At 56.9% G+C, this 13,778-nt stretch carries 10 protein-coding genes and 2 pseudogenes; 7 read left to right on the forward strand and 5 right to left on the reverse strand.

Features of this window, described 5'->3' with window-relative positions:
* Position 1: 1 nt before the first annotated feature.
* Positions 2–214, reverse strand: a pseudogene (locus J1D76_RS13850) (tyrosine/phenylalanine carboxypeptidase domain-containing protein); the annotation flags it as partial.
* Positions 215–664: 450 nt separating this feature from the next.
* On the opposite strand from J1D76_RS13850, the gene J1D76_RS13855 reads away from it, so the two are divergent.
* A complete protein-coding gene (locus tag J1D76_RS13855) occupies positions 665–2,125 on the forward strand; it encodes an MFS transporter (RefSeq protein ID WP_421138848.1) in 1,461 nt (486 codons plus the stop codon).
* Between the two features lie 27 nt (positions 2,126–2,152).
* On the opposite strand, the gene J1D76_RS13860 is transcribed toward J1D76_RS13855, so the two are convergent.
* The 4 genes from J1D76_RS13860 to J1D76_RS13875 form a co-directional block, all read right to left on the reverse strand.
* Positions 2,153–2,836: a DUF3313 domain-containing protein gene (locus J1D76_RS13860; protein ID WP_421138849.1), complete on the reverse strand. Its 684-nt coding sequence runs from the start codon at positions 2,834–2,836 to the stop codon at positions 2,153–2,155.
* Positions 2,837–3,056: 220 nt separating this feature from the next.
* The gene (locus J1D76_RS13865; RefSeq protein ID WP_421138850.1) at positions 3,057–4,352 is read right to left on the reverse strand and encodes an OprD family porin; all 1,296 of its coding nucleotides are present in this window, start codon (positions 4,350–4,352) and stop codon (positions 3,057–3,059) included.
* Positions 4,353–4,484: 132 nt separating this feature from the next.
* Positions 4,485–4,940 carry a type II 3-dehydroquinate dehydratase gene (locus J1D76_RS13870; protein WP_421138851.1) on the reverse strand — a complete coding sequence of 152 codons (456 nt, stop codon included), beginning with the start codon at positions 4,938–4,940 and terminating at the stop codon, positions 4,485–4,487.
* Positions 4,941–4,955: 15 nt separating this feature from the next.
* Positions 4,956–6,311 (reverse strand): MFS transporter, encoded by a 1,356-nt coding sequence (locus J1D76_RS13875; protein WP_421138852.1) that lies wholly within the window; start codon positions 6,309–6,311, stop codon positions 4,956–4,958.
* 163 nt (positions 6,312–6,474) lie between these two features.
* On the opposite strand from J1D76_RS13875, the gene J1D76_RS13880 reads away from it, so the two are divergent.
* The 6 genes and pseudogenes from J1D76_RS13880 to J1D76_RS13905 all read left to right on the forward strand — a co-directional run bounded on the left by J1D76_RS13880 (position 6,475) and on the right by J1D76_RS13905 (position 13,768).
* Positions 6,475–7,359 (forward strand): LysR family transcriptional regulator, encoded by an 885-nt coding sequence (locus J1D76_RS13880; RefSeq protein WP_421138853.1) that lies wholly within the window; start codon positions 6,475–6,477, stop codon positions 7,357–7,359.
* 161 nt (positions 7,360–7,520) lie between these two features.
* Positions 7,521–8,057: pseudogene (locus J1D76_RS13885) on the forward strand (MFS transporter); the annotation flags it as partial.
* Between the two features lie 230 nt (positions 8,058–8,287).
* On the forward strand, positions 8,288–11,095 hold the full coding sequence (locus J1D76_RS13890; RefSeq protein WP_421138854.1) for an amino acid adenylation domain-containing protein: 2,808 nt from the start codon (positions 8,288–8,290) through the stop codon (positions 11,093–11,095).
* 374 nt (positions 11,096–11,469) lie between these two features.
* Positions 11,470–11,955, forward strand: a complete 486-nt coding sequence (locus tag J1D76_RS13895; protein ID WP_421138855.1) for a hypothetical protein — start codon at positions 11,470–11,472, stop codon at positions 11,953–11,955.
* A gap of 125 nt (positions 11,956–12,080) precedes the next feature.
* A complete protein-coding gene (locus tag J1D76_RS13900) occupies positions 12,081–12,626 on the forward strand; it encodes a polysaccharide biosynthesis/export family protein (RefSeq protein WP_421138856.1) in 546 nt (181 codons plus the stop codon).
* Positions 12,627–12,652: 26 nt separating this feature from the next.
* A complete protein-coding gene (locus J1D76_RS13905) occupies positions 12,653–13,768 on the forward strand; it encodes a hypothetical protein (protein ID WP_421138857.1) in 1,116 nt (371 codons plus the stop codon).
* Positions 13,769–13,778 lie beyond the last annotated feature (10 nt).

A 13,778-nucleotide genomic window follows, 5' to 3' on the forward strand; every position in this document is an offset into this window, starting at 1 on the left:
GCTCTGGTTGTAGCCAGGCCGCGAAAGCCTTGGCTGGAATGTCCGACGGGCTCGGTGGAATCCTCGCGCCGCCGAGCAGGGCGTCGGTGGTCATGAGGAAGAAACGTGCGGCGTCGAGCATGCTCAGTTGCAGGCGCGTGTAATAGAAATCCGGTTGCCGGTACAACGCGGACGAATAGTCAGTAAATGCTGGCGTGCCGATGGCACCCAGCATGCTCATGAACGGCTCCTTGACGGACGAGGTGGCGTTCCACAAGCGTAGTCGTTGTGAGCATGTTTTCAGGCCGGTGGATTACACAAAGACGTCATCGTCGTCTCGTAAATGGCGATACCAGCCATACAACGAGAGGCCGAGGGTGACAACGAAAAATGCTATGAGAATCATGGCTAGATATCGCATCTGACTCGACTGCCTTTGGCATGAGTATGAAGTTGGGATGCGTCCTTGCCGGTGACTGAATGTATGCCGCCGGATCAACGCCAGTCTGTAGGGCAAACCCCTACGGGGCGGGGCTTTTGGCTTAAGGGGGGCTAGGGTTGGCGAACCATTGTGGCGCAGTTTGGGCTATCAAGGAGGTCCGCCATCCAGCCATAGAATTTTGAACTCCCGATCCCGAGGCCAACTCCCAACTTACAACACACAGAACATGACAATGATGTAGCGATGACCCGTCCCCAGCTGCATGGCCGTGAACCCGGCGCGATTTTTGAAACCCGTCTTCCAGCACGCCTGGACCGCTTGCCGTGGGGACGTTTTCACACGCTGTTGGTGTTCGCGCTGGGCATCACCTGGTTGCTCGACGGCCTGGAAGTGACCCTGGCCGGCTCGGTGTCCGGTGCGCTGAAAACCAGTCCCGAACTGCACATGAGCAACGTCGACATTGGCCTGGCCGGTGGCTGCTACATCGCTGGCGCCGTCATCGGTGCATTGTTGTTCGGCTGGCTGACCGATCGCCTGGGGCGGCGCAAGTTGTTCTTCATCACGTTATGGCTGTATGTGGGGGCCACGGCGGCGACGGCGTTCTCTTTCAACCTGGAAAGCTTCCTGCTGTTTCGCTTCCTCACGGGCATGGGCATCGGCGGTGAATACACGGCAATCAATTCGACCATTCAGGAGTTCACCCCGGCGCGCTATCGCGGCTGGGTCGACCTGACCATCAACGGCACATTCTGGTTAGGCGCAGCATTGGGTGCTGGCGGGGCGATCATCCTGCTGGATCCGCACGTGGTGGGCGGCGACCTGGGCTGGCGCTTGTGCTTCGGCATCGGTGCAGCATTGGGCCTGTTGATCCTGGTGATGCGCCTGTGGTTGCCGGAAAGCCCGCGCTGGTTGCTGATCCATGGTCAGCACGAGGTGGCGCAACGCATTGTCGAAGGCATCGAAGCGCGGCTGCGCGAACAGGGCCATGAACTACCGGCAGTGACCAGCGCGACCCTGCGTTTGCGCGCTCGGGACCATACGCCACTGACAGAGGTCTTCCATACCCTGTTCATCCGGTTCACCCGCCGGGCGCTGGTGGGAATGACCCTGCTGACCGCGCAGGCCTTCTTCTACAACGCGATCTTCTTCACTTATGCGCTGGTGTTGACCGATTTTTACCAGGTGCCCGCCGAACAGGTTGGCTGGTACGTCTTGCCCTTGGCACTCGGCAATTTCTGCGGGCCGTTGCTGCTGGGGCGGCTGTTTGACGTGATCGGCCGGCGGGTGATGATCAGCTTCACCTACACAATCTCCGGGGTGCTGCTGGCGCTCAGCGGCTATGCCTTTGCACAGGGTTGGCTGGATGTCACCCAGCAAGCGGCGGCGTGGATGGTGATCTTCTTTTTCGCATCGGCAGCGGCCAGCTCGGCCTACCTGACCGTGGCGGAAACCTTCCCGCTGGAAATCCGCGCCCTGGCCATCGCGGTGTTCTACGCGTTCGGCACGGGCCTTGGCGGCATCATCGGACCGACGCTGTTTGGCGAGCTCATCCAGAGCCAACAGCGCAGCAGTCTATTCATGGGGTATCTGACAGGCGCTGCCCTGATGTGCCTGGCGGCGGTGGTGCAAGCAGTTTGGGGTGTAGCGGCGGAGCGACAAGCGTTGGAACAGGTGGCCAGGCCTTTGTCGCAAGCAGGGGATTGAAGCAAGGTGTTGATCCTTCCGCCCGGCTTACCCTCCGGTATGAATAAACGCCCAGAGATCGGTGCTCAATTTTTCAATCGCGGCCTTGAAGTCCTTGGTGGTGATTGCCTGACTCTGGTTTTCAAGCGAGTTGCCAAAAATCTTGCGCACCATTTTGGCCATGGTCTGGTGGGTTCTGGCGTCAATGAACTCGGCTTCGATGTACAGGTTGGTGTCTTGATCCCGGTGACCCGTGGCAGCCTGCGTCGCACCGACAACGCCCGCGATCGGCATTACTTCGTACCACTTCATGCCTTCGTTCGACGCGCTGACGCCCGTGATGGCCGCCCGCAGGATCAAAGGATGTGACCCGGCCGGTGCAGCGGCGGCGCTGGACGCCCTGCGGTATTTCTGGCCCAGCACGATCTTGGCCTTCCTGGACATGTAGTCCTGCAACTCGGCGAGCGTCTGCGGGTTGACCTGCTCATTGGGTTTGGGCGCCGGATAAAACTCCAGGGTCCGGAACGCGAGGGTGTCGTAGGCATTGGGGTTCCACGACGGGCTGACCCAGCGCAGTGATTTCTCACCGGTGGCGGTGGTCACTTCTTGCAGGTTGTCGTAGCTGGACAGAAAGCCCGAGTACTGCTCGCGCTCGGTGACCTGAGAGGTGCAACCGCCGAGCAGCACGCTGGTCAGTGCGATGCCGACAAACAACTTACGGGCCAGGGGCATGATGGGTTCGCTCCGCGATTTCGTCAGGTTGCGTCAGCAGAACATCAAAAACGCTGCGAATTTTGACTACGAGACAGCGTAGCCTCTTTCGCGTCATCCGACCGGATCGCGGCACCGGCCGATGCTTTTCTTCTTGTGGGACGGTGAAACGGGAGTAACGAAGAGATTCGTTACCCCCGTCCTCCGGTTCTGCTGGGCGACGTGTCTTACATAAGCAGCCTTACAACAACGATATCGGGTAGCTGATGAAGAGCCGGTTTTCGTCAAACTCGTTGGTGCTGAAGTTTTTCCGGATGCTGGAATTCCTCCATTTGACGCTCAGGTTTTTCAGCGCGCCCGACTGAACCACATAGGCCAGCTCCGATTCGCGCCCCCATTCCTTGCCATCGGTGATAGCACCGGTGTGCACATTATCGCCACTGATGTAGCGGTTCATCATGGTCAGGCCCGGGACGCCCGCTGCAACAAAGTTGAAGTCATGACGAACCTGCCAGGAGTGTTCCTGCGCATTGTCGTAGCTGGAGTTGTAGCTGTCGTTCGCCAATGTGCCGCCACTGGCACCGTTGACCCGCATCCAGGCGCTGTCGCCGGTGAGTTTTTGCAGGCCTACATAGAAGGTGTTGGCGCCCAGTTTGGCGGAGAACAGGCCGAACGCGGTCTTGTTGTCCAGGTCGCCGGCCAGGCTGGCGCCGTTTTCCTTACCCGAGAAAAAGCCCATGTTGGCGCCGAGCGTCCAGTCACCCACGGCTTGGCTGTGATTGAGGCTGAAGTATTGCTGCTGATAGATGTCTGCAAGTTCGTCGTACCACAGCCCAACCGTGGTGCGCTTCTCGTTGAAGGTGTATTCACCGCCACCGAAGTTGAAACGGTCGGAGGTGAACGCAGGTTTCCCGTTCATGGACATGTCTTCCATGCTGGCGTCGTTGCGCGGGCTGTTCTGCTGGAACTGGCCACCATATAAGGTCAGCCCGCTGATCTCCTGAGAGGTGACCTGAGCACCACGAAAGGTCTGCGGTAAGGAGCGGCCGTCATCGGAACGCAGAATCGGTAGCGTACTGACCCATTCGCCGACTTTAACCACTGTTTTTGAAACCTTGACCTTGGCGGCAACCCCCAGCCGTCCAAAGTTTTCAGCAGGACGTCCATCGTTACCGACAGGCAACAGTTGCGTGCCGCCAGTGCCTTTGCCACCGTCGAGCTTCTGCGAATAAAGGCCCAGTACATCGACACCGAAACCTACCGGCCCTTGGGTGTAGCCTGAGCGCGCATCGAGGATAAAGTTTTGCGTCCATTCCTCGGCTTTGTTTTGCGGTGCGGCCGCATTCGGGTAGGCGGGGTTGACGAAATTGCGATTGAAGTAGGCGTTGCGCAGATTGAGGGTGGCCGTAGCACCCTCGATAAAACCGCTGTTTTCATCGGCCTGGACGACGGTTGCCGAGCCGGCACCGAATGCCAGGGCCAGGCCGATCAATGAGTAGTGTGCGGGCACGTTACGGCGAAAGTGAGTGTGGTGCATGAGGGTTTTCTCGCGGTGAATTATTGTTTTTTTCGGCAGTGTTGTGCTGCCGGCGACTGAATTTCAGGTGCAGGCGGCCCTGGCAACCATCTGCCAAGGGACCGCCGTGCAAGCGTCTGGAGAAGAGGCGTATTAGGGGTTGGCGACCCGACGACGCAGCAGGTCATCGATGGCCCGAATGGCCAGGGGATAACCGTCGGCGCCCATGCCACAGATCACCGCATTGACCACGCCGGACATGATCGAGTGGCGATGCAGTTCATCGCGGGCGTGGATGTTCGACAGGTGCAGTTCGATCAACGGTGTGTCGAGCAACTTCAGGGCATCGAGCACCGGAATCGAGTGAAACGAAAAGCCGGCCGGGTTGATGATCAGTGCTGCGCCTTGTTCGAAAGCTTCTTGAATCCAGTCGACCATCACGCCTTCGTGGTTGGTCTGGCGAAAGTCGCAGACCAGGTCAAGTTCCTCGGCCAGCCGTTCACTGGTCTGGCGAATCTGATCGAGTGTGGTGTGGCCGTAAATGTGCGGTTCGCGACGACCCAGCAGGTTCAAATTAGGGCCGTTGAGGATGAAGACGGTGCGGTTCATGGTCGTCCTGCTGCGTTATTTGGAAAGAATGGCTGAAGCGTGAGTGTCGACGGCGTCGTCTTTGGCGACGGCGTTGAGGTCGATGCCGCGGGTTTCCGGGCCGATGACGATCATGGCCAGCGAGATCAGGTTGATCACCGCGCACAGCGTCACCAGAGGCCACGGCGAGTTGTTCGACTGGCTCATCAACCACACGGCGATCATCGGCATCGGGCCGCCAATCACCAGGTTGGCGCCGGTGTAGGCCAGTGCCGAGCCCGAGTACCGGACCTGGGTCGGGAAGGCTTCGGCGAATGCCACCGGCTGAATACCGCTCTGGAACTGGGTAAAGCCCAAAAACAGCCCCATGATCGCCATGATGGCGGCGACGTTCAGCGTGTTGAGGATCGGGAAGTACACGAACAGGATCAGCAAGGTCATGCACGAACCCAGGGCCAGCGCCTTCTTGCGGCCCCAGCGATCTGCCAGATAACCACCGGCCAGTGCACCAAAGATTGCGCAGACGTTAGCCACCATCAGCGACATGAAGCCCGTCGACTGGCTGAAGCCCAGGTGCTTGGTCAGGTAGCTGAGGGAAAAAATTACGATCAGGTAGAACAGTGCAGCCGGCGAGCAGAAAAACAGCATCAAGCGCAGGATGGTCTTGTAGTGGCTGCCGACAGCCGATTTGAGTGGACTTTTTTCCTGCTTGACCGGGGTCTTTTTCAAGGCGACGAAGGCCGGAGTTTCATCGACTTTCAGGCGGATGAAGATCGCGACCACCACCAACACGAAGCTCAGGAGGAAGGGGATTCGCCAGCCAAAGCTTTCGAATTGCTCGCTTGAAAGTGTCGCAGCCAGGCCCATCAACACACCGTTGGCCAATATCTGACTGAGCGGCGAACACACGCCGAGCATGCCCGAATAACGCCCGCGGCGATCGGGCGATGCGTGCTCCAGCGCCATCAGTTGTGCCCCGGTGGATTCACCGCCCAAGGCGAAACCCTGAATGATCCGCAAGACGACCAGCAGGATCGGCGCCCAGACGCCCACCTGGCTGTAGGTGGGCAACAAGCCCATCAATACCGACGCCAGGCCCATCATGGTCACGGTGGCCAACATCAAGTTGCGGCGGCCGAGTTTGTCGCCGAGGTAGCCACACGTAATGGCGCCCAATGGCCGCGCGGCCAGACCAACACCGAAGGTCGCCAGCGAAGCAAGCAGGCCGGCCGTCGGTTCCATCGCCGGGAAAAACAGCTTGGGCAGAATGGTCGCCGACACGGCGCCATACAGCGTGAAGTCAAACCACTCCAGGGCGGTGCCGATGGTCGCGGCGGTCACCGCTTTGCGAGGCATGCGCAAATCATGCGTCTCGTGACTGGTTGTGCTCATTGAGGTGCTCGTCATTTTTATGGTTATGGGGGTACCTCTACGATCCAGCCCGGGTGAGGGCGCCAGCAGAAACGTCGAAGTGAGTAGACGTTAACCCATGCAGCTTGCAGAATAATTATCGAAATACAGATAAATAGATAAGCCAGCCTTATGAGTGAGAGTGATGGAACTGCGGCACCTGAAAGCCTTCGTGGTCGCGGCTGACCTGCAACATTTTAGTCGTGCGGCCGAGCAACTGGGCGTTGCACAACCGGCGCTGAGTCAATTGATGCGCACGCTCGAGTCCGAACTGGGGCTGGTATTGTTCCGCCGGGAAAACCGCGGGGTGGCGTTGACCGCTGCCGGCGAGGCGTTCCTGCCCCATGCGCGGCAGTCCATCGAGTCCAGCGAACTGGCCATCGCCGCTGCCCGACGTGCCAGACGGGGGGAGGTGGGCGAGATCAACATCGGCTACCACTCGGCATTGTTCGAGGCCCATTTGCCGCAATTGCTGCGGCATTACTTCAGCACGTTCCCGGAGGTCAAGGTGTCGCTGGTGGACGCCGGTATTCGCGCGCAGTTCGACATGTTGCTCGACCACAAACTCGATCTGGCTTTTGCCAGGGTGTTCAAGGATCACTTGCCGGATCGCCTGCGCACCCACCATTTCAGCCAGTCCAGGCTCGTCCTGCTGCTCCCCGACAACCATGAACTGGTCGACAGCTTCAGCGGAGACCTGTCGACGCTGCGCCATGAAAAGTTCGTATTCCTGCAGGACAGCGCCGGCATCGGCCTGACCTCCCATACCCTGCAGGCATGCCGGCAGAACCAGTTGCACCCGCAGAACATCATGTATGTGCCATCGCTGATGAGTATCCCAGGGCTGGTGGCCGCCGGCATCGGCCTGAGCATTGTGCCTGAAGCCATGACTCGCCTGAGCATGCCGGGCATACGTATCGTGCCCCTGGCACAAGCGGAAATGGTCAGTGAACTGTCGCTGATTTCACGGATTGACGAGCGTTCCAGCGCCGTGTTGCACTTTATTGAAGAGGCTCATGGGTGGGGATGACGCTGGCCCGGGTTTCGATAGTAGAGTGTCGAGCCATGTCGTAACGCCACAGGCATGAGCGTGTACATGCTCGCGGTGGCGGTGTTCATTCCGATCAGTGGCTGGTTGGCCGATCGCTTCGGCTCACGGTGGGTGTTCAGTTCGGCGATCGTGCTGTTCAGCTTTTCTTCGTTGCCTTCGGCCTGTCTGCGCTGGATTCCGGCCTTCTGGTGCTGGCCCTCTTCGCTGGCAACCTGGCCATGAAGCCGTTCACGACATGGGTGATGCAACGCTGGGGCTTTCGTCCGGTGCTGATGATCAACGGTGCCCTGGGCGTACTGGCGATCGGAGCCTGTGCGTGGCTGGACCCGCAGATGAATTGGACGCTGATCATGGTCATTCTGTTTGTCGGCGGTTTGTCACGATCCATGCAGTTCACCATGTTCAATACCCTGGGCTTTGCCGATGTACCCAAGGCGCAGATGAGCGAGGCCTCGACCTTGTTCAGTATGTTTTTCCAGTTGAGCATGGCGATGGGGGTCGCCACGGGCGCGTTGCTGCTGCGCTTGGCAATGAGCATTCATGGCAACGACGGAACCGCTGGAACGGTCGACTTTCAGCTGACATTCCTGTGTGTCGCCGGGGTGGCAGAGGTCGCCTTTTTGGATATCCTGCGATTGCCAGCGAAGGCGGGGGAGTCGGTATTGCAGCGGACGTAGAAGGGCCATCTTCCAGGCTGGCGGCGGTACAGGGTAGATTGCCTGGCAGGCGTGGCGGTCTGTGCTAGTTTCTTGGGGTCATTTACCTTGCGAGCAGCAGCCAAGGACTGTTCGACCCGCTCGGCCATTGAGTGATCGTGTTGTTCGGCGCGTTGATCCCCCGGACAACGGCAATGGTTGATGGGTCATTTGTGAGGGGGCGCATCGGCCCCATCTGGAGTACATGAATAATGCAGAATGCTCGCCCGGACCCGCAGCTCGCACTGGGATATTGTGCCGAACGGCCGATTTTCGCGGATTTCCTGCAGCAGGCCAAGCGCGCCCCCGACGCTACCGCCGTTGTCTCGCACGACGCCACGTACAGTTATCGTCAATTGGAAGAGATCAGCCGGCGGATTGCCGCTTTCCTGATCTTGAAAGGTGCCACCGAATCAGACCGCGTGGTGATCGTGTCGAATCGCTGCGCCGGATTGGTCAGCGCCATGTTGGGGGCCTCGCGTGCCGGCTTGACCTTCAGCGTCGCCGACATGGCCTATCCCGCGGCACGTATCGAACAAATCCTGCGGATACTTCAGCCTTCCTTTGTGCTGTTATGCGGCGAGGCGACATTCGATATCGACCTGGAAAGCCTGGGGCAAACGCCACAGCGGCCGTGCGTCCTTAGAATTGCGCAGACTTACACCGAATCACGGGATGCGTTCACGGTTGATGCCGACGCATTGCCAGAGGTCAATCCTGGTCACGCGGCCTATATCACCTTCACGTCGGGCAGCACCGGTGAGCCGAAGGGGATCGTCACCCATCATGCGCCCTTGGTGCATTTTATTGAGTGGCATACCCGTCAGCATTCCTTATCAAGGAAGGATTGTTTTTCCCTGCTCTCCGGATTGGGCCATGACCCGGTCTACAGGGATGTGTTTACGCCGCTCTCCATTGGCGCCAAGGTCATCATTGCGGCGCAGTCCACCGTGATCAATCCTTCGGCATTGGCCGCGTGGATACAGGACAAGGCAATAACCGTTATTCACCTGACACCGCCCTTGGGGAAACTCATTGAAACCGGGGCGAAACTGGTTGGCTCAAGATTCGACGATTTGCGCTATCTGTTTTGGGGAGGCGATGCGCTAAGCGAAACGTTGTACAAACAAATGTGTGTCATTGCACCCAACGCCAGGAGTGTGAATTTTTACGGCACCACGGAAACGCCACAGGCCATGGCGTTCCACCCGGTAGACCCGCAAGCCGACAACTCCCGGATCCCGTTGGGTAAAGGCATTGACGGTGCACAACTGTTGGTGGTTAACGACTTGGCTCAATTGGCAGACGAAGGCGAAGTCGGCGAAATTTTGATTCGTAGTCCCTATTTGTCATTGGGTTACTGGGGCGATACCACACAAACCCGTGAAAAATTTGTCGTCAATCCGTTCACCGAGGTCGAAGGCGATATTTGCTATAAGACCGGTGACCTTGGCACTTATCTGATCGATGGCAGCGTGAGCTTTTTGGGGCGCGGCGATAGCCAGGTGAAAATTCGCGGCCATCGAATTGAACTCACTGAAATCGAAGGCACAGTAACGCGCCATCCCCAAGTTAAACAGTGCGTTGTCCTGGCAATTAATGAAAACGGAAACGTCAAACTGGTTGCCTATTGCGTGTTAAACACCCTCGTTTCCCCTGTGGAGTTGCGTGAGCATGTGAGCGATCAACTTCCCGATTACATGGTCCCGGCACTATTCATTTTTATCGACGCTATCCCACTGACGCCCAACGGAAAAATCGATAAACGGGCGTTATCTGCATTGGCCGGTAATCTGGATGCAGCGCCGGCGAACGAAGATCTTTCACCGCTTGGTTTAAAACTCGCGCAAGCCTGGTCGCAAATACTTGAAGTCCCGCACATTGATAGCCGCTTGTCGTTCGTGGAACTGGGTGGCGATTCGCTTTCGTTTGTTCAGGCTTCAATGGTCCTTGAAAAGTTGATTGGCCGACTTCCCGATCAATGGGAGATGATATCGGTACGTGAACTCTCTGAAATGAGTGTCTCCCGTCCATCAAGGCTGTCGGTTCGGGCAATGGAAGTTCCCGTCTTGCTGCGGGTCATGTCTATCTTGCTGATCGTGATTGGGCACTTTCATGTTTTTTCAAACTGGTTTATTTCAGGTGAGACCTCAGTGCTGTTTATCGTCTCCGGCCTCAGCCTGGCGCGGTTTCAATTAAAGGCGATAAACGAGCGAGGCAATGCACGTGCACTGGTAAAATCCGTTGCCAGTATTGCAGTGCCCACCGTGCTGTATACGATCCTGACCCAGATACTGTTTGACCGGTTTCATTGGCAATCGATATTGATGATTTCCAATTGGTTTACGCGCGATGCCGTGGGTGACTTTACCTATTGGTACATCGAAGTCCTGTTGCAGATGATATTGATCATCGGGTTTGCGTTATCGTTTGAACGCGTCAGGAAAACAATCATGTCAAACCCGTTTCATCATTTGGTGATCGCCTCGTGCCTGCTGGCAGTGGCCGACGTCCTGATCAACGCGTATGTGTTTGACGCGACTGCTCTCTTCAACCGGGTGCCGCAACACTACCTCGCGATCATGGTGCTCGGGATGGCCATTCACTATGCCCATTCAAATGCCCGGAAGTTGGTGGTCAGTGCGGTCGCTATCCTGGTAATAGGGGGGCAGGACGTTCTGACGACCTTGAGCCATGAGTCGCAGACCAGTAGCTACGTTGATATCGCCATACCGGCCATTCTCGCGGTGATCTGGATCAGCTCTGTTCCGGTGCCGGGTATCCTTGCGCGGGGGCTGGCATCCATAGCAGCCTCGACGTTGTTTATTTATTTGACGCACTTTCAGTTCCAGTCCATCGCCCGTCGTATTGACGGCGCACCCGCCTTGGCGGTCGTCATTGCCATTATCGGTGGCATTGGGGTGGGCTATGCCTGGAACAAGCTGGTGCGAATCGTTTTGATGCGCTGCAATGGCGGCACAGAGAAGGGCCGTGCAGAGAAAATTGAACGCGTCGCCTGATTGGGCAATGTTTTAACCATATTTTTCATAGAGTTGCAGTTTAATCACGCCTCTGCGATTCAAACAGGACAACTTCCTGCGGCTATAGAGAGCCGCAAGCAATGGACTATTCCCGTCAGGAAAATCCCCCATTCCCTATAGCTTCTATAACGTCGAACCTGAGGCAGGCTAACAGGAAAGTAGTCCATTCAATTGATTGCGCTGGGGGTTTTCTGTGTCGATATTTTGACGTCACCCTGCCGGTTTTTTTATTTAATTTTATTATCGTGACGAGCTGTTGACGTACTGGCTATGTGCTTATACGCTCAATTCAAGACTGGTGAAGGATTCCCCCATCCTACTAAGAAATAACCTCTACGCAGGGAGCTGTTGCTATGCGTCCGACAGTTGTCATGAAAAACGTTTTGGTACTTGTGCTTCTCAGTGGGGGAGCTGTTTGTCATTCGCAAGCGGCTAACTTTATCAACGATTACAATCGCATGAGTAATTCGTGCGATGCGCTTAAAGTACAATTGGGAACGGTTCTTGATGAGTCGTCCACAAACGAAATACTTGCTTTTGGAAACGGCCTTGGCGTGCCTGCATTGCTCACCGATATCTACTTCGACGGCGTTGAGTCGGCTCAATTCAGTCGCGTGACCCATTCCACAGGTTCGACAGAAAGTGTCAATGTTTCTTCCTCTGACGGTTTAATGGCGTCGGTTTCCAACGACCACGCTATAGTTGATTTGAATGGTCAGGAGACAGCGGCGACCAGCAGTTCCAATCAACCGAAGGTCGTACCGGTTTCTGCGGTTGCATGGCTGTTTTCTTCGGCCTTGTTTGGTTTTGTGGTGATGGCCAATCGGCGAAAAGTTTAGTAGGTGACTTTGGTTTTTTGACCGCGTGAGTTCTTCAGGCGAAAAATTGGTTTAAAAATCAACGAATGTTGAAGTCCGCCAGCGTTCATGGCGAGTTCAGATCATCGTTAGGCGAGGGGATGCCGATGTTGCGTTTATTGTTACCTGCGCTTTGCGCGCTGGCTGTTTGGCCCAGCCTTTCCAGTGCCGATGGTAAAGACGCGAATTACCTGCTCAATCCTGGGGATGTCATTTTTGTTTCCGTTTGGCGCGAGGATGCACTCAAGGAGGAAGTGCACGTGCTTCCCGATGGCAGCATCACCTTCCCGCTGGTCGGTCGAATCGCCGTTGCCGGGCTTGATTCCACGGCGGTCGAGAAACTCATCACGACCAAGCTCGAAGCGTTCATGCCCGAGCCGAATGTCAGCGTCGTGGTCAGGGACCCCAAAGGCAATCTCGTCTACGCCCAAGGCAAAGTACTCAAACCCGGTCCCTTGCAACTGGCAGGCCCAACGACTGTTCTGCAGGTATTGAGCATGGCGGGCGGGCTCGACAAATTCGCTGAAAAAGACGACATCAAGGTCGTGCGGAACAAGAAGGTGATGCCCGTCAATTACGACTATTTGATTAGCGGGAAGGACATGTCCACCAACTATGAACTTCAGGCCGGCGATACGCTGGTTGTGCCTTAACCTTGCGGGACGTATTGGGGTCTGCCTTGCTTGCATTAAGATCGACCGGGGCTGCGACGGCCATCTTGATCCTGCCGTATTCAGGGGCGGCCTGTGCCGCCACCTGGCAATCAAACATCGTTGTGCCATCGACGGTCGAGTATGACAGCAACCCGGCGCTCGTCGGCACCAATGCCAAGTCGGCCACCCGGACGATCATTGCCCCGGATTTGAATCTGGTGGGCACGTCCGATCGGGATCAACTGCATCTCGATCTCGGGGTGAACGTGGTGCATTCGTCCGACACGTCCGTCGTGCGCAATCGTGAAGACCCGAAACTGCTATTGGGTTGGCAACGGGAGACGGAGAAGGGGGGCTACGGGCTTTCAACACAGTATGTCGAGAGCTCGACACTTTCCAGCGCGGTTCAGGAAACCGGCGTGATCGCCCCCGATGGCACGCAAAGGGAATTTACGTTGGGCGGTAACTGGCGCACGGCGCTGAGTGAGCGCACGACCTTGCTCAACGAAACCGAATACTCCGACGTCAAATACGATATCAATACGCTGACGGACTATGACGAGCTGTCGAACCGGTTGAGCCTCAATTATGCCTGGAGCGAACGCCTCGGGCTCTTCACCCGCTTTACGGCTAAGCGCTATGAACCTGCCTCGGGCTCGGGGATTTCCTCCTCCAACAGCTACACACCCATTGCCGGTTTCAATTACAAGCTATCCGAGCAACTCGAGGGGTCACTGTACGGGGGCGTTAACCAGGTTTCGGGTTCGAACAGCAATCCCACGGGACAGGGCGGGGCAAATCTGCACTATGCCGGTGACCGTTTTGATGCAGCCCTTGACGCCAGTCGCAGCACGATCGCCAACGGTGACGGTGGTTTCGTGGAGACCGATAACGTAAGGGGTACGTGGAGTTTTTCCATCGACGAACTCAGTCGTACCGGTGTGGATGCTTCATGGCAAAAAACCAAAGGTCCAACGCCCAGTACCTTGCGCAATTTTAATATCTGGGCCAGTCGCGAGCTCTCGCCTTTTTGGGTTGCCCGCCTATCCTACACTTACAAACAACGCCAACAGGATAATTTGCCCGATGCCAGCGCTAACGTTGTCGGGTTATCGCTGACCTATAGTTTTCCTGAACTCTGACATTCAGCTG

Source organism: Pseudomonas sp. NFX15 (assembly GCF_049132105.1).
GTDB lineage: Bacteria > Pseudomonadota > Gammaproteobacteria > Pseudomonadales > Pseudomonadaceae > Aquipseudomonas.

Excerpts from the sequence above, each read along its gene's own strand:
- J1D76_RS13865 (WP_421138850.1), bottom strand. The coding sequence starts at position 4,352 with ATGCACCACACTCACTTTCGCCGTAACGTGCCCGCACACTACTCATTG.
- J1D76_RS13855 (WP_421138848.1), top strand. The coding sequence starts at position 665 with ATGACCCGTCCCCAGCTGCATGGCCGTGAACCCGGCGCGATTTTTGAA.
- J1D76_RS13860 (WP_421138849.1), bottom strand. The coding sequence starts at position 2,836 with ATGCCCCTGGCCCGTAAGTTGTTTGTCGGCATCGCACTGACCAGCGTG.
- J1D76_RS13875 (WP_421138852.1), bottom strand. The coding sequence starts at position 6,311 with ATGAGCACAACCAGTCACGAGACGCATGATTTGCGCATGCCTCGCAAA.
- J1D76_RS13895 (WP_421138855.1), top strand. The coding sequence starts at position 11,470 with ATGCGTCCGACAGTTGTCATGAAAAACGTTTTGGTACTTGTGCTTCTC.
- J1D76_RS13900 (WP_421138856.1), top strand. The coding sequence starts at position 12,081 with ATGTTGCGTTTATTGTTACCTGCGCTTTGCGCGCTGGCTGTTTGGCCC.
- J1D76_RS13880 (WP_421138853.1), top strand. The coding sequence starts at position 6,475 with ATGGAACTGCGGCACCTGAAAGCCTTCGTGGTCGCGGCTGACCTGCAA.
- J1D76_RS13870 (WP_421138851.1), bottom strand. The coding sequence starts at position 4,940 with ATGAACCGCACCGTCTTCATCCTCAACGGCCCTAATTTGAACCTGCTG.
- J1D76_RS13890 (WP_421138854.1), top strand. The coding sequence starts at position 8,288 with ATGCAGAATGCTCGCCCGGACCCGCAGCTCGCACTGGGATATTGTGCC.